This window comes from Oceanobacillus damuensis, from assembly GCF_001618145.1.
GTDB classification, from domain to species: Bacteria; Bacillota; Bacilli; order Bacillales; family Amphibacillaceae; genus Oceanobacillus; species Oceanobacillus damuensis.
This window is the reverse complement of record NZ_KV392043.1, coordinates 38,679-56,187: the sequence shown is the minus strand read 5'-3', so window position 1 is coordinate 56,187 and position 17,509 is coordinate 38,679. Positions and strand designations below refer to the sequence as shown.

Annotated in this window: 17 protein-coding genes and 1 pseudogene; 4 read left to right on the top strand and 14 right to left on the bottom strand. The window is 37.1% G+C overall.

Translation table 11 applies throughout. The features are described 5' to 3' along the window. Window positions 1–298: 298 nt before the first annotated feature. The 3 genes and pseudogenes from A4245_RS01765 to A4245_RS01760 form a co-directional block, all read right to left on the bottom strand. Window positions 299–1,054 carry a GTP cyclohydrolase II gene (locus tag A4245_RS01765; protein WP_067725089.1) on the bottom strand — a complete coding sequence of 252 codons (756 nt, stop codon included), beginning with the start codon at window positions 1,052–1,054 and terminating at the stop codon, window positions 299–301. 81 nt (window positions 1,055–1,135) lie between these two features. Beyond that, window positions 1,136–1,213 (bottom strand): annotated as a pseudogene (locus A4245_RS20505) (hypothetical protein); the annotation flags it as partial. Window positions 1,214–1,337: 124 nt separating this feature from the next. Then, complete coding sequence (locus tag A4245_RS01760) at window positions 1,338–2,102, bottom strand: ZinT family metal-binding protein (RefSeq protein ID WP_067725087.1); 765 nt, start codon at window positions 2,100–2,102, stop codon at window positions 1,338–1,340. A gap of 161 nt (window positions 2,103–2,263) precedes the next feature. Between A4245_RS01760 and A4245_RS19980 the strand changes: the two genes are divergently transcribed. Then, complete coding sequence (locus A4245_RS19980; RefSeq protein WP_157087634.1) at window positions 2,264–2,431, top strand: hypothetical protein; 168 nt, start codon at window positions 2,264–2,266, stop codon at window positions 2,429–2,431. A 191-nt stretch (window positions 2,432–2,622) separates the two neighbouring features. On the opposite strand, the gene A4245_RS01755 is transcribed toward A4245_RS19980, so the two are convergent. From A4245_RS01755 to A4245_RS01735, 5 genes are all read right to left on the bottom strand, one after another. Further along, the gene (locus tag A4245_RS01755; RefSeq protein WP_067725085.1) at window positions 2,623–3,378 is read right to left on the bottom strand and encodes an RQC-minor-1 family DNA-binding protein; all 756 of its coding nucleotides are present in this window, start codon (window positions 3,376–3,378) and stop codon (window positions 2,623–2,625) included. Then, window positions 3,359–3,586 (bottom strand): hypothetical protein, encoded by a 228-nt coding sequence (locus tag A4245_RS01750; RefSeq protein ID WP_084268629.1) that lies wholly within the window; start codon window positions 3,584–3,586, stop codon window positions 3,359–3,361. Before A4245_RS01750 ends, A4245_RS01755 begins: the two co-directional genes overlap by 20 nt. 123 nt (window positions 3,587–3,709) lie before the next feature. Then, window positions 3,710–4,216: a DUF6036 family nucleotidyltransferase gene (locus A4245_RS01745; protein ID WP_067725081.1), complete on the bottom strand. Its 507-nt coding sequence runs from the start codon at window positions 4,214–4,216 to the stop codon at window positions 3,710–3,712. Continuing rightward, the gene (locus tag A4245_RS01740) at window positions 4,200–4,439 is read right to left on the bottom strand and encodes a hypothetical protein (RefSeq protein WP_067725080.1); all 240 of its coding nucleotides are present in this window, start codon (window positions 4,437–4,439) and stop codon (window positions 4,200–4,202) included. The genes A4245_RS01745 and A4245_RS01740 overlap by 17 nt, the downstream gene beginning before the upstream one ends. A gap of 179 nt (window positions 4,440–4,618) precedes the next feature. Beyond that, a complete protein-coding gene (locus A4245_RS01735; RefSeq protein WP_067725079.1) occupies window positions 4,619–4,996 on the bottom strand; it encodes an SET domain-containing protein in 378 nt (125 codons plus the stop codon). Between the two features lie 384 nt (window positions 4,997–5,380). On the opposite strand from A4245_RS01735, the gene A4245_RS01730 reads away from it, so the two are divergent. Continuing rightward, window positions 5,381–6,760, top strand: coding sequence for a right-handed parallel beta-helix repeat-containing protein (locus tag A4245_RS01730; RefSeq protein ID WP_084268628.1), 1,380 nt, complete (start codon window positions 5,381–5,383; stop codon window positions 6,758–6,760). Window positions 6,761–6,923: 163 nt separating this feature from the next. On the opposite strand, the gene A4245_RS01725 is transcribed toward A4245_RS01730, so the two are convergent. After that, complete coding sequence (locus A4245_RS01725) at window positions 6,924–7,694, bottom strand: SDR family NAD(P)-dependent oxidoreductase (protein WP_067725077.1); 771 nt, start codon at window positions 7,692–7,694, stop codon at window positions 6,924–6,926. A gap of 166 nt (window positions 7,695–7,860) precedes the next feature. Here A4245_RS01725 and A4245_RS01720 point away from each other — a divergent pair, with 166 nt between their 5' ends. Together A4245_RS01720 and A4245_RS01715 are read left to right on the top strand one after the other, a co-directional pair. After that, entirely contained in the window at window positions 7,861–8,451 is a 591-nt protein-coding gene (locus A4245_RS01720; RefSeq protein WP_067725074.1) for a TetR/AcrR family transcriptional regulator, read from the top strand. Window positions 8,452–8,692: 241 nt separating this feature from the next. Next, a complete protein-coding gene (locus A4245_RS01715) occupies window positions 8,693–8,998 on the top strand; it encodes a hypothetical protein (protein WP_067725072.1) in 306 nt (101 codons plus the stop codon). A gap of 462 nt (window positions 8,999–9,460) precedes the next feature. Here the strand turns inward: A4245_RS01715 and A4245_RS01710 are convergent, their stop codons facing one another. From A4245_RS01710 to A4245_RS01690, 5 genes are all read right to left on the bottom strand, one after another. Continuing rightward, entirely contained in the window at window positions 9,461–11,014 is a 1,554-nt protein-coding gene (locus A4245_RS01710) for a serine hydrolase domain-containing protein (RefSeq protein WP_157087633.1), read from the bottom strand. A gap of 1,472 nt (window positions 11,015–12,486) precedes the next feature. Then, on the bottom strand, window positions 12,487–14,253 hold the full coding sequence (locus A4245_RS01705) for a glycoside hydrolase family 2 protein (protein WP_067725070.1): 1,767 nt from the start codon (window positions 14,251–14,253) through the stop codon (window positions 12,487–12,489). A 23-nt stretch (window positions 14,254–14,276) separates the two neighbouring features. After that, window positions 14,277–15,122, bottom strand: a complete 846-nt coding sequence (locus A4245_RS01700; protein ID WP_067725069.1) for a carbohydrate ABC transporter permease — start codon at window positions 15,120–15,122, stop codon at window positions 14,277–14,279. Window position 15,123: 1 nt separating this feature from the next. Next, on the bottom strand, window positions 15,124–15,999 hold the full coding sequence (locus A4245_RS01695; RefSeq protein WP_067725067.1) for a carbohydrate ABC transporter permease: 876 nt from the start codon (window positions 15,997–15,999) through the stop codon (window positions 15,124–15,126). Window positions 16,000–16,081: 82 nt separating this feature from the next. After that, window positions 16,082–17,383 carry an extracellular solute-binding protein gene (locus A4245_RS01690; protein ID WP_067725065.1) on the bottom strand — a complete coding sequence of 434 codons (1,302 nt, stop codon included), beginning with the start codon at window positions 17,381–17,383 and terminating at the stop codon, window positions 16,082–16,084. Window positions 17,384–17,509 lie beyond the last annotated feature (126 nt).

Genomic DNA, 17,509 nt, shown 5'->3' with positions numbered 1-17,509 from the left:
CGCCTCCTAGAATAAGCATTCTCCAAGCCTCACTGAAAACTTAGGAATCATGCATAGTTGTTAAAGTATTAAGCTTCGTGATTCCTAATTTAATGTGCCATCATTTCATGGGCAATATCATGTCCATCCATTTCTTATGGGTAGTAGTTGGCCAGTTGGTGACAAATGGGAATAAGACTGAAGCGTGACATAAACAGTGCCATCTCTCATTAACAATTACTGGTCCAACTAAAGGATTGGAGTCTGTCTGCCCTTTCCTTGCCCTTACGTTTTGTATAGTTCTTCCATGTACTAATGACTAGTCATTACTGCTTTTCTCCTCTTCTCCAATATGACCCGAACGATTTACTTTTGTTGCTAAATATTTTTCATTAAACTCTGAACGATTTCCCCATAATGGCTCTCTTCCTGATACCAATAAACCAGCATTTTTTAAAGCCTCTAATTTTTTGGGGTTATTGGTCATTACGGTAACAGGTTTACTTCTTAATGCTTTTAAAACATTAATCGCATTACTGTAATCTCTAGAATCATCAACAAAGCCAAGCGCTTCATTTGCCTCAACAGTATCGTAGTCATTCTCCTGAAGAATGTAAGCCATCGATTTGCTGAATAGACCTATTCCTCTTCCCTCCTGATTTGCTATATAAAATAAAGCACCTGTTCCTTGTTCGACAATCTTTTTCATTGATTGCTTTAATTGAAATCCACAATCACACCTTTTGCTCCCGAAAATATCTCCTGTATGACAGATAGAATGCATTCTAATGAGGGCATCATCGCCATAACTAAAATCACCGTAGGTTAAAACACTGGATTGCTGTAATTCAGCTAAATTAGCTGAAGATAACTTTTCAATAAGCCGATTGAAGTCCTCCGTTACCTCCTCATAATTCAGCCAACAGTACCATTGAAAATTAACTGTCTCTCCATACAAATTAACAGGTAGTTTTATAGGTCCAACTAAATAGATGGCGCCCTTCTCCATTTTTATTAATTGAATTTTGTCTTCAAGTATCGAAAGGTGATTCCTTGATTTGGATTTTTGTGTCATCCGTATTCCACCCTTTTTTCTTAGTTTGTATTTAAGTTATGGTTCAATGCCTAATTGACCGTCCAAGTAGGAAAAGGGTTAGGCTACAGGTTCGATAATACCTGTAGCTTCAATAAGAATATAATCAAACTTACCATCCTTGGTTAATTTCTCTATTCCAATCAGTACATTTTAATATTGTTGACGTAACATTTTCACATCCTCTAGATTATGCATTCGCCAAGCCTCACTGGAAACTTTTGAATTATGCATAGTTATGAAAATAATAATCTTGGTTCCTAATTTAATGCGCCATCATCTCATGGGCAATATCATGTCCATCCATTTCTGATGGGTAATAAGTTGGCCAGTTGATGACTTCATCCAATAAAGCTTCACGATCGTCACCCCAATACAGGTGATAGTGATCAGCTTCCGTCGGATAGATACTATGATCACTAAACTGAATATACTGAGGAAGCCCCTCCGTTTCTTCTGCTAGTTTAAATATGTATCTTACTCCCCTATTTCCAGCCTCATATGTTAGGATTTCGTACCCATCCTCGATGTACACACCAGAATATTCTTCACCATTTTTGAAAAATGTTACAGCATTCTTTTCAATCACGATGCGATCAACATCTGTTTGATACCCTTCATTATAATAATCCTTATATTCTTCAGCTGTCATGTCACCTTCATGCTCCGCTTTATAAGTAAACACCTCGTCAAGCGTACCATCTTGAAGATATGGATATACAGATTTCCAATCTCCCTCCCAATCGGAAAGCGAACGATCTTTCACCTGGCTGTCTTCAAAATAACCGTCATAGATTTTTCCTGTTTCTTCATCATGTGCATGACTATGATCGGACTCATGGTCATGATCACTTTCATGTGTGTGACTTTCAGAGGTTTGCTCCTGCATTTCAGAAGAACCTTCTACAGCTGATGAGGATGATTCTGTTTCATCAGCAGAATCGCTCTCAGATGAGTTTGAAGTCTGACACCCTACTAGTAGTGAACTGATAGCTAATACGCTTAACCATTTTGCAAATGAAATCTTCATATATAACACCCTCTCAGAAATCGTAATGATTACGATTTGAATAGTATCACTTACCTTGTGTGACTGTCAAGGAAAAATATAACAAAGTTTCCTAGGCTATTAAAATATGGATAAGACAGCAATCGCTGAAAAGTGACGCGTTCATCTATTCAAGAGCTGGTATGGAAGCTTTTGCTGAAGGTACTGCTGGTGCATTAGCATTGCAGAAGGTAAAACTAATTGAAATTGAAAAACATAAGGAACTTTTCCATGCATATGAAGGCAGAAAAATAGCCAAGCAAAGACATCCAGCTAAATATGAAAAACAATTTTTTTACAGTCATGTCTGAGGTGATGAAATTTCTAGATTATTTGGAGAATCAAGGGGAAATAATTAAAGAGTTTGTTTGGCATTATTCTGCCAAACAAACTCTTTAAAGCAAGGTACAAGGAAAAACACCGCGGGGACAGGAACCCTGGTCCAAATTAACCTGCTGAAAGGTGGACCGAGGTTCCTGTCCCCGTGGTTCTTCCTTCTCATTTAATAAAACTCTTCATAAAACTCTTCATACTTTCGTCTATCTCGACATTCCTTACATCTTTTAGGAAAATCAAAGCCTTTCTGTTTATAAAACTGTTGCTCACCGACCGTGAATGTAAACCTGTTGCCACATTCCCAGCATTTAAGAAGCATATCCTGTGGTGCTGAACCCAATAATGCTTCCTGGATTTCTGCTTCTCTATTTTGTATGGCCATATGATCAATTTCTTGATTGGATTCTATGGCTTCTATGCTCGAGCGAATTTTTGCCCTTACCTTTTTATATTCTATCTTTTCCCACGCTTTAAGATAAGGAATATATTTTCGATCTCCAGTCTCTTTTACTTTTTCCAGAAACAGAAGTATCAGATTTCGGTTACGGTCTTTTAAGTATTCCATATTTGGCAAAGGTCTATCCTCTTCTATCCATGTATCCCATTCCGCTAAAAATTCATCTGAAAGCTGATCAGACTCAATTTTCCAACCACGTTCCGTAAAAACTATCTTTGGTAACTTTCCAAAGTATTGAATGTCCAAAAAGTCATAATCGATCATCCAATCTACTTTATCTACAATATCAGCTATTTTTTCTGATTTGAAATAACCGTAGACAGGGCATTTATCCAATCCTAATGCCAGAATTTTTTTCTCACGTGAACCTTTTAGAATCTTAGCAAGAAGGTTGCGACCGCCTTGCGCAATGAGTTCATCAGCAGCTCTTAATATCGCCAACTTTTCATCTACTGTTAATTCCATTTTCAATTACCTTTCCAAACTTGTCTTCATATAAATCTCTAATCCATATTTTAACAGGTGCCTTCCACTGTTGATTGGGAGCTGGTATATTTTTAATTAAGCTTTTTGGTTTCAACCCTAGTTCTTTTGCCATTTGTATATCTGCTTGATTCAAGCGGCAACGTTTTTTAGCCTCTGCCCAATCAGACTTATTGTTCTTTTTTACCATTTGTTTCATCCCTTTCAATAATCTTCAATTCTAAGATACTACTTTATGGCGGGAGTAAAAAGCAGTGTGATCTGACTATAATCCAATGATTCAATTAGATAACTATAATTAAATTCAAATCCATCATTTCCCGGTCGTGTTGATGGATTTGATACATACGCTGAGCCCAATCATAATCATCAGACCACTCAGGGTTTTTGGGTGGGAAACGATAGCGGACTCCAGCCTGTGAATGATTATATCCTCTACACCAATAACATAAATCACGAGTTCATTTTCCAATTCCATTTCAATAACCTTATCCTTACTTCCTTCTAAATAATTGTCTGGTATCTCTATAGAAATTTCCAATTCCTCGTGATACCAACTCCGACCCTCTTTGGTAAAGCCAAGTTCATTCGTAAGTAATTTATCAAATTGGTCTCTTCCATCCGTTACTAAATCAATATCATAGGTTGTATAGTTATTTCTGGTGTAGATCTCGACAGATAATCCACCGACTATGATCGGTTGAATATTATCTTTCTGAAAATAAGCAGCTAACAATCCACAAACATGCACCATTCTTTCATGCTTTGAAAGGTGCTTGAGTTTATCAAATCTATCCTTCAATTCATTCAGAGGGATCATAGTACATTCTCCGCTTTCCGATCATTTTCATTTTGCCTTCCCTTTTTGCCCTCTCCACGCTTGCCCTTGTAATTTCAGTTAAAGCCCTGCGTTCATCCGCAGAACGTGGTCGAAAACGTCTAATACGTGGATTCTGACCCCGTTCTTTATAAAGCATTGCATTTACCTTTTTCCGATTATCAGCTATATTATCGTTAACCTGTGATCTTTTAACAGAACGCACGATAGCACCACCTTTTAATATTATTATACATTATAGACAAGAAACTGTTCATCTATATCTACCTTCAGGTGGACCAGAGGGACAGGAACACTGGTCCAGATTAATAATTATTCCATTTAAAAACAGGCGCATTCATAAGAAATGCGCCTGTAATATACTATATTTAGTTACTCACTTTTTTAGTCCTGATCAAACCACAATAGCTCTTTGTCATCGGTATCCCCATTGTAATTGATCAGAATCTCATCTCCTGCTTTTATATCTGTATAAGCATAGAATTCAAATGTGTGATTCTTAAAATTAATGTCATACGTTGCATTCGGTTCATAGGAATGGTTAAACAACATTCCATAACCAAGAAGGATAGCAGAATGATTTATCCCATACTCAAACGCATAATCTGCAAGTAAGGTTTTCTCAATGTGTGGATGCTGATCATTTGGATAAGAAATCACAGGTGCTTCATGTAAAAGCTCTCCTTTTTTTATGTCACGTACAGCAAATACCCCTCTATTGAATTCCCCATCACTTAGTGAAGATGTTTTTATCTCAATCATGCTTATCGCCTACTCACTTTTTAATTATTCCTTCTACTATAACATTAATTTTACTATTATGGTTCAGAGGTGGTCCAGAGGGACAGGAACACTGGTCCAAATAATAATTAATCTACTTAAAAGTGGACCGAGGTTCCTGTCCCCGCGGTGCACTCAGAATAAGTTTTACATAAAATTATTTAGGGTAAATAATTTAGAGAGTAAACAAACTCCATTTTTAAAGCAAAAGAAATTAAATACTAGCCAACATAGATTAAAATCGGAATTAATTCCTGATTTAATCTAACAAGGAAGAATGTTTAAAAACTTACTCACCTATATAATCAATACTTAGGTAAACGACTAAGTATACTTATAAACAATTATCAGGAGGAACATTGAATCATGCAAAAGCTTTTATTGACTTTAGTTTTGTTGACTTTGTGGGTTATCTTTCCTACAAATTCAATCGAAGCTAAGACAGAAACATATACGATTACACCAAATAGCGATACATACAATAGCGATTTCATGAATGCTTCAACCTATAATAAGCATACGAAACATTATTATTTAATTCGTTCCTATCTTGAACAACTTGAAGAAACAGGTGGAGGCACACTCGTATTAGAAAAAGGAACGTATACGGTGTCAAACGTATTATTCATACCTTCAAATGTAACGATTAAATTAGAAGATGGTGCAAGGATTGTAAATGGTAATGAAACAGGTACATCTAAATTCGATGCAGATAAATCGATTTTTCAATTGATCCGTCCTTCTCTTGGGAAAGAAGAGGGTGTCTATGGCGGATACAATGGTGAAAAAAACATCTCCATCATTGGATCCGGTACTGCGACAATTGATTTGAATTTCGAAAAAGATGGTATTGCTATTATTGCTGGCCATAATCAAAATATCAGAATCGAAAATATTAATTTTCTAAACATGTATTCCGGCCATTTCATTGAGATTGATGCAACAAAGGATGCTGTTATAACCAACAATAAATTTATGTATTCAAAACCTTCGTCATCCGAAATCAAAGAAGCGATCAATATCGATACACCCGACAAGCTAACGAATGGCTGGAGCTCTAAGTGGAGTAAGTTTGATAAAACACCTAACTCCAATATGACGATAGAAAAAAGCTTATTCTATGACCTGGACCGAGCAATCGGCACACATAAATATTCTGGGGGGAAATTTCATGACCAAGTCATTATCAGGAATAATAGAATAGAGAATATGCGTGAGGATGCCGTTCGCGTGTTGAACTGGAGTAACGCTACGATAGAAAACAATATTTTTAAAAGTGTTGACCCTGGGGAAGATAACGCTAATAGGGGAATCTTGGCAAGTGGTACCATCAACCCTACCTTCCAAAATAATGTGTTTGAAGATATACCGCGGCCAATGCAATTTATAGCTTGGAAAAACAGTAATTCTGGTTCTGAATATGATGTAACTTATAATAAATTAAGTGAGGAAAATAAAGAAGCTCTTTCTACAAATACCATTATTAATTATGTAGAGGATTTTATCCGTATCAATCCGAAATATAAAAAATACGATAAAGAACATACTGAATTTATACCCGTAAAAACAGCGCAAGAGGGCTCAGACGGTCCAGAAACGAAGAATTTTACCGTAAATAACGCCATTAATAAGTGCTCTGAAAACCCATTCAGCTTTAATGAAAATCTATTTTACTCGAAGATACTGCTGTTACATTTTCAAAACCATTGGAACATGAATCACTGGGAATGTGCCAAAACATTGTGAAGTAAGTGGTCCACGGGGACAGAACACTGGTCCGGTCCACGGGGACAGGAACACTGGTCCGGTCCACGGGAGTGGTCCACGGGGACAGGAACACTGGTCCAGATAATATTTAATCTACCTAAATGTGGACCGAGGTTCCTGTCCCCGTGGTTCTTCCTAATCCTTAACGTGAAGTATAACCAGCATCAGCATGTATGGTTGTACCTGTTACATATGATGATGCATCAGATGCTAACCAAAGTGTAGCTTGTGCGATCTCTTCTGCCTGACCAAAGCGATTTAGCAAGCTTAATTGTGGTGCATATTCCTCTTCACTTAAGCCAAATTGTTCCAGTGCCCCACGTAGCATTGGCGTATCAATTGCGCCTGGTGCTACGGAATTGACGCGGATATTAAATTTACCGTTCTCCAAGGCTGCTACTTTTGTTATCCCTACCACACCATGTTTTGCTGCCACATATGCGATGTTGTTCGGTTGGGGACGGTAACCACTTACAGATGATATATTAATGATTGAACCACCATTTCCTTGCTTTTTCATTTGTTGCAGTTCATATTTTTGGCATAATGCCGCACCTTTTAAATCAACAGACATTAAGCGATCCCAGTATTCTTCATCAAATGAATCAGCTGGTTTATCGTCAGGGGTTAATGCTGCATTGTTTACCGCAACATCTAATTTACCGAATGTATCAACAGCAAATTGCACCATTGCCTGAACTTGCTCTGAGTTGGAAACATCTACTTTTACAAACGCAGCCTCGCCACCTGCTTTTTTGATTTCATCAACTACTTTTTGACCCTTTTCTTCATTGAAGTCTGCTATTACAACTTGTGCTTTTGACTCTGCGAAAAGCTTCGCTGTCGCTTCTCCCATACCCATTGCAGAACCTGTTACGATTGCTACTTTACCTTCTAATACCGGAAATACCATAATGTCCTACCTCCCTTATTTTCTATCTTGATTTTAGTTCAAGAAATTTCAAAAAACAATCAATAGAACATACAAAATTGTTCATTATCAGACAAAATTGGATATTTTGTTCATTTAAATTGCTTTCTGTGAATCACTTGGAAATAATAGAGAAGGAGGTGTCTATATGGCAATCTATACCGACAAACGCATTCAACGTTCTACAAAGGCTATCAAAGCTGCTTTTATAAATTGCTTAACCAAAAAACCGTTTCAAAAAGTGTCAGTAACAGAAATAATTCGTGAATCCAATTATAACCGTGGCACCTTTTACGCACATTTTGATTCAAAAGAACAATTGCTGCAGGAAATCATTGATGATACACTGCAAGAAATGATTGAGCAAATCCGCGTCCCATATATAAAAAATACAGAAGTTCATCTATCTCAATTAAATATTGAGGATATTACATTATTTAAATACTTCCAGCGTCATGCCGATTTGTACAAACTTCTTTTAAGTGATCATATACAAGTTGATTTCCGGTATCAGCTGGCTCTTGCCATTGAAGAATTGTTTATTAAAGAATATCAATACGACATTTCCTCCAAAGAGCTTGATTTGAAATGGTTATATATTTACCGCTCCCACGGTATCGCGGGAATGATCATTCGGTGGATTGAGGAGGACTTCAAAACTCCGCAAAGCGAAATGTCCAAGCAAGTAGTAGAGCTGATGCTGGTTTCAACGGAATCTTTTCGAATCAAAGATCGTTAACGTATGAAACCTGGTGTACAGTAAAGCTGACCAACAAAACTTCTTAAATAGCTATAAGTTTCTAGTTGTTTCATAATTTTAAGAACCTCTCCCTCTAGTGTGGAAGGATTTCTAGATCAACAAGCATTTATGGGAACCCCTTCTTGATAGAAGTGGACTGACACCGAATTTCTCAGAGAACAGCACCTTCTAAAAAAGCCTCGTATCAGTTATAATAATGATACAAAAGGAGGTGAAAAATGTGGAACAAGAAACAGTTTTAAAAGAAGTCTTAAACGCCTTTAAACTTCATGCCAATCATATCGATGAAAAGATGGATACAATGAGATCCGATTTAGAATCCAAAATGGATAACATGAAGTCTGAATTAGAAACGAAAATGGACAAGGGCTTTGCTGAAGTTAACCAAAAGATTGATCATTTAGGGAAAAAGGTTGATGGTCTTCGCGTTGAATTAACTGAAACACAAGAGACGGTTGATTTTTCAGCCAGCAAGGTTGTCCAACATGAAAAAAAACTCCGTCAACTAAATATGCAGCAAAACTAGTTGCTCCATGCTGCATTATTCCAACTTAATTGAAATTCCCTTCACTTTCCCCATGTTGAGCTCTGTAAAATAAACTGCGGAAAAGCGAAGGGATTTATATTTTCACCCATGGTTATTCATAGAAATTCACAATAACCAAATAATGCTTATCTAACTGATAATCAAGCTTTAACAGTGGTATTTAAACCATTATGGTTCAAACTAAATTCCAATACCAAAAAATCCAAATTAAATTCAACGCCGCCATCGTTAAAAGCGTATAGTGAATACGGCCAGGAATTCGCCAGTATCTTTTCCGCCAGGCTAGCACAGTGAAGATTATTAATACAGCTCCCAATAGGGACAGTACATATGGAAATAGGTCTACAATCGGGCTCCACGAAGGCAAGATACCCAGGGCGGTCTTTGGCAATCCATATACAGGATCTATTTCACCTGTTATTGCAACTCCGCCAATCACTCCTAAGTAAATAGACCAAATGCAATGGCAACGCTTCTTGCTATTATCGCATCTTTTGGATGTTGGATTTTTTTATGTTTAATTCTTCGTACAATTGAAGCGACACTCCAAAAAATCAAGCTTCCGGCAAATAACAATACAGGAACAATGATTGATAAGAATGTGAATCCGCTTGTCGCATACCAAGGCGCTTTCGTATAGGTCATAGGTCCATCAACTGCTAGCATAATGTTGCCAAAAGGATCCTCTTTAAAAGCAATTGTCCGGAATTCTCCGTATGCATCCGGTGTGGTTCCTTCCCTTGTATTGAGGTAGATTCCTTCTCCCGTTTCCACAAACCTGTTTGTTACACCAGCATACGTCACCAATAAATCGCCATTTTCATTCACTTCAATCATTATTCCTGTTGTTAAGCTCACGAGACTTTCCGATGTAGTAAAACTCTTACGATTTGGGTGGTATTCGCCTGCAAACTCTTTTGAACGATTGAACGCACCTTCTGCTTGTATTGGAGTTGCTGTATGAACGGAAGGAAAATATTGCTCCATAAATGTCTGAAAAATATCGGTGTGGGTGAGATAATTGCTGCCACTGTAAGAAATGAACAGTCCGACATTTTTATCCGGAAAAAGATAAACCCCAGTATCAAAGAGCGTAGTGCTTCCACCATGAAATAGGACCCGTTCATTATTGATGGTTTTCTCCATGAAGCCGAGGGTCATTCCATCCAGCTCTGGATGTTGAGTAAACTGTTGCTTAAACATTTGCTGAACAGTTCTTTCTTCTAAAATTCGACCATTTTCATTTTTTCCACCCTGCAAATAAGCTATCATGAATTTAGCCATATCCGTTGCTGTGCTGCTCATACCCCCTGCTGGTCCAGGAACAAATTCAAAATCGCCTTTACGGTATTCACCATCAACAAACCGATAGGCCTGCACCATGTTGGAGGAAAGTTCCTCAGACAGGGGTTGTCGGAATGTACTTTGTTTCATTTCCAATGGTTCATATATATTTCTTTCTACATATTCCGGAAAAGGTAATCCTGAAACCTGTTCTACAATATAACCTGCCAAAGCGGTCCCATAATTGGAGTAGGCTGTTACTTCTCCTGGAGGAAATACGCGGGCTGGCATGTATTCCCGTACATATTCTCTAAGGGGAAGCAATTGATCAGCGGAAAGTTTGAAAATAGAATCCGCGTAGTCCTCAAATCCTGGTGTATGTGTCATTAAATGAAAAAGCGTTATCGGCTCTGCCTCACGTAGACCGCCACCTTTCAATTTAGAAGGGATTTCAAAATCAAGGTACTCATTGATGTCGGTTTTCAGATCAAGACTCCCCTGCTCTACAAGCTGCATGACTGCTGTCCACGTAAATAGTTTAGAGACCGAACCCATCCGAAACATCGTCTTTTCTGCATCAACCATTTTTTGATCTTCCAAATTAGCATGTCCATAACCTTTTTCAAAAATCACTTTTCCATCGCTCACAACGGAAACTGTTGCATTGGGAATGTGGGATTTCTCCATTTTCTCCTGTAAAACCTTATCCATTAATGCCTCTATATCAGGGGAATCTATCAAGATGGCAGAGGCGATGGAGGGATTAGAAAACACTGTTAAACCTGTGAAACAACTAACAATTAATAAGACTTTTAATAAAAACTTGAAGCAAACCACAAGCGGCTACTCTCCTCTACTATCATATTTGAATACTTCTTCAGTCCACTTTAGAAGGGGGCAGGCATCACTATTACAATATTGTGTGGAATAAGGTTTCATGTTGTGCTTGCTACAAAGGAGAATTGGAAGGTCTAAGTCCGCCATCTGCTTTCCCGCTTGAAGTATATTATCTAATAGATGTAAAGATTGAGTTGTCCAATCTTATTCTCTTGCGCTTTTCGTAAAAGAATGACTTTGAAGTGTTTATTTCAAATATCCTTTTTTCGAAAACGGGCACCGACTATGACATCATCAGCAGCACTGTCTAATAACTCGATTGTCATTTGCTCACTCAATTTTTCTGAGAATACTTGCTACACCCATGTCATGAAACGGTTTTTCCAGTATCTTGTTCAATTAACATTTGTTTACTAATCTCGACAATTTTCATTACTACTGCCTCATTTAGTTCCTCAACATCCATAAAATTAACGTAATTCGGTGCAATAGAGCTTCCTAAGCGACTAGAGACTTTTCTGATTGTAATACCAATTATTCCTTCCGTGTTAATGTTTATTTTACATAGAAACGACCTTATGTAAAGTAGTCTTTAGAAGATTTTGAAGACTTAACAAATCCTTAAAGTAAGGAATTACAAGATGCCTCCACGTAACGGAAAAATTCAAAAAAGGCCTCCCAAAAGTTCAGTGAACTTTTGAAAAGCCTCTATTAATAACCTCAATGTTAACAAAATGTTGGCATTTCCCTCTCATCTTACTTTAAAACCGACTCATTTAAAGGGTTTGGGGGCGTGATTACATAATGCCGCCCATATATCCACTGCTTTGTAATATATTTAATATGAGTATATGAGGGTTTATTTAATCGCGTCCTATAGACATTCTTTAGAATTAGAATTGTAACATCTTTAATGATAATTAATTGATTTTAATAAGATTATGTTACTCTTTTGTTACTCCAATTTATTAACAAGATTAAATAGACTTTAACTATAAAGTGTTTGCACAAATGGATTAAGTAGTACCTAAAACTAAAGCCACCGATTCCTTTCCAACCCAAACCCTAAAGCAGTAGTGACGTAGCTTTCTGAGCATAGATTTGTAATTTTGAAAATATGATTCAATCTGCTGAATAGCAAGCGTGGGGGCGGTTCTTCTGCTTCCTTTCCACGGTTCCTGGGTTTGGGGAACTCTATTCGCTGTTAAATTCTAAAATTCGCCGATAACCAGCGGGGTTGCTTGACCCGCAGCCCCCTCCTACAGTTAACACAATATCTCCTTTTAATCCTCTCGGCAAATTCCAATAAAGTCCGGTAGGCATCCAATAAGAGAATTCGCTTCTTACTAGTTAATAGAATCATTAATTTCTTTTATTTTTTCTAGTGCTATTTTTGGTGTTCGGTCTTCTTTTAATAAACCATTAATTTCTTGCTGAACATCGGTCGTTTGTGTATAACAATAACCACTTATATATGGTATTGATTTAATTGCATTTGTAATTTTACGATACCGTTTCAAAAACTCCTCTTCTGTATTCACTTGGTTTCCATACCCCCAACCACTATCATTATTAAAAGCAATGCCACCATATTCCGTTATAACAACAGGCTGACCTTTATATTCATAACCCTCTGCAAATGCATATTTACGTGTATTATGAGGAATTTCATTAGTCAGTATTTTTTCTTTGTTAATATAACGGTCGTAAAATACTTCCCCATCCTCCTCGTAATCGTGAAGCGCAATAATATCGGAAACGGTATGTTCCCAACCGTCGTTAACAATAACTGGCCGCTCTGGGTCTATTGTTTTAGACAGATAATATATAGATTCGGTAAAAGCTTGTTGTCTTTTATTTGTAAATATGTTTGGGACACCCCATGATTCATTAAATGGTACCCACGTAATAATGGAAGGATGGTTATATCGTTGTTCCATTATCTCTATCCATTCTTTGGTAAAGTTTCCAACAGCTTCATCGGAGAATTCATATGTGGCAGCCATTTCAGACCACACGATTAAACCTTTTTTGTCACACCAATACAGAAATCGTTCATCCTCAATCTTTTGGTGCTTACGAACACCATTGAATCCCATCTGTATCGTCTTCTCTATATCTTCAATCATGGCTTCATCTGATGGAGGAGTAAGCATGGTGTCTTGCCAATATCCTTGATCAAGTAGAAGTTTCTGATAAATTGGCATGTTATTAAGGAGAACTTTACCATCTTTAATAGATACTTTTCTCATACCAAAATAAGATCTTACTTCGTCTACCACTTCGTTATTTACAGAAAGTTTAAAAGTAACATCATACAAGTGTGGGTTTTCTGGTGTCCAATGCATCACTTTCCATTCATGCAATTCTGAAAGCAGATCTACTTCGAATGTAATATTTGCTCGATCAGGAATTATTGAAAAACGCTTTATCTTCCTACCTTCATAACTAATAATTGTTTCTAATTTCCAATCTTCCTTAACGATACCATTAAACTTGTATTCAAAAATAACTGAATTTTGATCAACATTTGGGGTGATTTTGACATTATCTATACTTTCCTCCTGAAGAAACTCCATCCAGACCGTTTGCCATATACCAGTATTTTGGACATACCAGCATCCAAAATTCTCATCTTTCCAACGTTGCTTGCCTCTTGGTTGATAGCAGCTTTGACTGTCCTCCACTTTCACAACCAATATGTTTTCCTTCGTGGGATCAATGGCATGGGTAATAGGGAAAGAAAATGCGGCATTCCCGCCGGCGTGATTTCCAATATAGTTTCCATTAACCCATACCTTTGTTAAGTAATCCGACGCTTGAAACCTTAGTATAGCTCGCTTCCCCAACTCCTCTTCCGGTATTTCAAATGTTCTCTGATACCAAACATATGGATGGAAGGATTCATCCCCAATCCCACTAGCTTTTGATTCATAGGTAAAAGGTACTTGTATCTCTTTAGAAAAAGAGGAATTCTCATACCACAAATCTTTTTCTCCAATATTTTGATCATCAAATGAAAATTCCCAAGTTCCATTTAAATTCACCCACAAATGCCGTTGAAATTGAGGTCGTGGGTATTCTGTTCGTTGATACATTGCATTAGTTTTCATTGTTGTTTTCCTTTCCGCTAGTATTAACCTTTAATTCCCGTAAAACTGATCCCTTTTACAATCTGTTTTTCAAAAAATAAAAATACAATAATTACAGGTAGGGATGCTATTGCGTTAGCCGTCATAGGTAATACATAAGCTTGTGAATAGGTTGAATTGAATACCGGCAATCCAACTGGTAAGGTATATAATGTTTCAGACAAAATCGATAAATACGGCCATAAAAAGTCATTCCACGACCCGATAAATGTAAATATCGCAATTGCTGCCAACGCAGGCTTAGCCAGGGGTAAAACAATTTTGTAATAGAGCTTAAAATAGGAGCATCCATCCATTATTGCACTTTCAATAACCTCCTTAGGAACACTATCAAAAAAGCTCTTTAGTATTATTACACCAATTGGCGAGGCAATCATTGGTAATATGAGTCCAGCATAACTGTCTATCAGATTAAGATTTTTGGCAATCTCATAGAGTGGAATAATCGTTGCTTCACCGGGGATCATCAATCCCACTAAAAAAAATATATAAATGATATTTTTATATCGGAATTTCATTTGTGATATCGCAAATGCTGCCAGAGAAGTAATGAATAATGTTAAAACCGTGGTAATCAGCGCTACAATGAAACTATTAAATACCCACCTTAATATCATGCTATTTAAGAGCAAGTCAATATAGTTAGCAATAGTAAACGGAGGTGTAAACCAATCTAATGGATTAGTTGTAGAAAATCCATCTGGTTTCAAAGACACGAATAACATCCAAATGATTGGAAATATGAATATTATTGCAACAACCAATCCTATTGCTTTTTTAACATTGCGTAAAGGATCACGATTCCGATCAAGCACACTGTTTTTTTTCATTTTAACTCTCCTTCAATCTTTGACTTCTAAGTTGGATAATCGATATAATTAATAGGATGTAAAACAATGCATAGGACATTGTAGCTGCGTAACCCATATTATTTTGGGTAAACCCTACTTCATAAATATATTGGATTAATGGTCTTGTTCCCCCTGCAGGCCCACCACCCGTAATTAATAGGATTTGAGCAAATACTTTATAGGAGGCTAAAATCTGCAGTAGTATCACTACTCTTCCTATCGGTATTAGCTGTGGGATAGTAATATAACGGAACTGTTCCCAACGAGTTGCCCCATCAATTTCACTTGCTTCGTATAAAGATTCAGGAATTTCCTGCAAGGCAGCTAAGAATAAAACCATATTAAAGCCAACTGACCACCATAACGTAACAACAACAATACTCACCCATGAAAGTATTTTATCTGCCATCCAAAATGGTTCCGCTTCAATACCAATACTGTGCAGACCGGTATTTAATAGTCCTGTATATGGTTGAAGCATAAAAATAGCTAGAAATGAAATAACTGCTACGGATAAAATGCTTGGCAGGAAGAATGCCGTACGAAAAAAGGTTTTTAGCTTTGAATTCAAGTTTGCCAGTAGCGCTAACCCTAAAGCAAGTAACACCATCGTTGGTGTCGTTAAAATCACAAATAGAGTTGTGTTCCAAAGTGAACGCCAAAAATGGGGATCAAAAAGCATTTTCTGATAGTTCTCAAATCCGACAAACTCTATTTTCCTAATTAAACTCCAATCATAAAAGCTCATTTCCAAGCCCTTAAATACTGGAAGAATAGTAAAGATTATGTACACTACCAAAAAAGGAAGAAGAAAAGGTATTACCTTTATGTCGCGCATCCAAAGATTTTTATTCATAACCAGGCCTCTTTCACTAATAAGTTAAAAGTAGATGCCTCTAAAATATCGGAGAGTCAATTTAAAGACATCTACTTCACTATTATTCTCCTATTAATTCCTTCACTTCAGTTTCAATTTTTTTAAAAGCTTCTTCTGCTGTAACTTCACCTGACCACACAGTATCCAAGTGGCCTATTAATATTTCTTCTATCCCACGGGCATAAATATTCCGATCGGCAAAATTTCCATAATTCGCTACCTCTGCATACTGATTTCGATATGGAAGTTCGTTAAATTCTTCCGATTCAATAACTGCTTTTTTAGCTGGTATGTGTCCAGCCTGCGCCCACATAGCACCATTATCAGTAGCAAAGTCCATAAACTCTATAGCTGCTTTTTGAACTTCTGGATCTGTATCCTGGTAGTAAGGTAAAACAAATGTATGAGAGTTTGCCCATGCACCTTTTTCACCAAAAACATTCGGGATCGGCATTGGGGTAATATCAAGACCCTCCGTAATCTCCCAAGTGCCTGTTGCCCACACTCCTGCAGTTATTGTTGCTGCATTTCCGGCTTGAAAATCTGGGTAGTAGTCACTTACATTGAGCCTAATTATCTCCTCGTCATGATATAAGTCCTTTAGGAAATTTGCTGCTTGAATTGCTTTATCCAAATCAATATTATATGTTGGATTTTCGAGACTATCTTCTGATACAATATTTTCTCCTCCTAGCTGGGTATAAAATCCCCACCATAACCAATAAGGATTACCACCAGCTGAAGAAGAAGCAAATGGTAATGTACCTTCAGGAAGTCTTTCCTTTAGAGTTTTAAAAAATTCAATATATCCTTCAGGAGATTTGTCCATTTTGATAGTACCGTCTTCATTTAGCAGTCCGGCTTGATCTACAAGTTCATTATTTATGTACATGATTTGAGGATGAATATCAATTGGTAACGCGTAATGAACGCCATCATAAATAGTAGCATCAAGAATATTTTTATTAAAATCCTCCCACACTATTCCAACATCTTTCCCTAAGTCATTCAACTCAGTTACAAGGCCTTGACTAACTAGCTCCGGTAAAACGTGCATATGTGATATAGCTAAATCAGGGCCTTTTCCAGAACTGACACTTGTCATTAGCTTTGTATAATACTGAGCATTTTCCTGAGTAACATTGTTAACAAAAATTTCGCTCTGGCTTTCATTGAACTTATCTACAATGTTTTGCATGTATTGCGCGTCACCAGCAGCAAAGAGATTCCACATTTCAACCTCTATAACTTCTTTATCATTCTCGGACTGACCATCAGCTTGCTCTTCTGATCCGCCAGTGCAAGCTGTTAAAAACAACGCTCCGACTAGCATTAAGCTTACAACAATCAACCACTTTCTCATGTCAATTCCTCCTTTAATTTTCCCGCAATCATTTAATACAGAAAATCTGTTTTATTACTGTATTTTTGTGACTACACTAGATAGAATATACACTTCCCTAATCTGAATCAATGAAAGTTTTGTAAA

Bases quoted from the DNA above. Each gene is read 5' to 3' on its own strand.
- A4245_RS01760 (WP_067725087.1), bottom strand. From the start codon at position 2,102: ATGAAGATTTCATTTGCAAAATGGTTAAGCGTATTAGCTATCAGTTCA.
- A4245_RS01730 (WP_084268628.1), top strand. From the start codon at position 5,381: ATGCAAAAGCTTTTATTGACTTTAGTTTTGTTGACTTTGTGGGTTATC.
- A4245_RS01700 (WP_067725069.1), bottom strand. From the start codon at position 15,122: ATGAAAAAAAACAGTGTGCTTGATCGGAATCGTGATCCTTTACGCAAT.
- A4245_RS01705 (WP_067725070.1), bottom strand. From the start codon at position 14,253: ATGAAAACTAATGCAATGTATCAACGAACAGAATACCCACGACCTCAA.
- A4245_RS01710 (WP_157087633.1), bottom strand. From the start codon at position 11,014: ATGGATAAGGTTTTACAGGAGAAAATGGAGAAATCCCACATTCCCAAT.
- A4245_RS01725 (WP_067725077.1), bottom strand. From the start codon at position 7,694: ATGGTATTTCCGGTATTAGAAGGTAAAGTAGCAATCGTAACAGGTTCT.
- A4245_RS01750 (WP_084268629.1), bottom strand. From the start codon at position 3,586: ATGGTAAAAAAGAACAATAAGTCTGATTGGGCAGAGGCTAAAAAACGT.
- A4245_RS01765 (WP_067725089.1), bottom strand. From the start codon at position 1,054: ATGACACAAAAATCCAAATCAAGGAATCACCTTTCGATACTTGAAGAC.
- A4245_RS01720 (WP_067725074.1), top strand. From the start codon at position 7,861: ATGGCAATCTATACCGACAAACGCATTCAACGTTCTACAAAGGCTATC.
- A4245_RS01735 (WP_067725079.1), bottom strand. From the start codon at position 4,996: ATGATTGAGATAAAAACATCTTCACTAAGTGATGGGGAATTCAATAGA.
- A4245_RS01695 (WP_067725067.1), bottom strand. From the start codon at position 15,999: ATGAATAAAAATCTTTGGATGCGCGACATAAAGGTAATACCTTTTCTT.
- A4245_RS01690 (WP_067725065.1), bottom strand. From the start codon at position 17,383: ATGAGAAAGTGGTTGATTGTTGTAAGCTTAATGCTAGTCGGAGCGTTG.
- A4245_RS19980 (WP_157087634.1), top strand. From the start codon at position 2,264: ATGGAAGCTTTTGCTGAAGGTACTGCTGGTGCATTAGCATTGCAGAAG.
- A4245_RS01745 (WP_067725081.1), bottom strand. From the start codon at position 4,216: ATGATCCCTCTGAATGAATTGAAGGATAGATTTGATAAACTCAAGCAC.
- A4245_RS01755 (WP_067725085.1), bottom strand. From the start codon at position 3,378: ATGGAATTAACAGTAGATGAAAAGTTGGCGATATTAAGAGCTGCTGAT.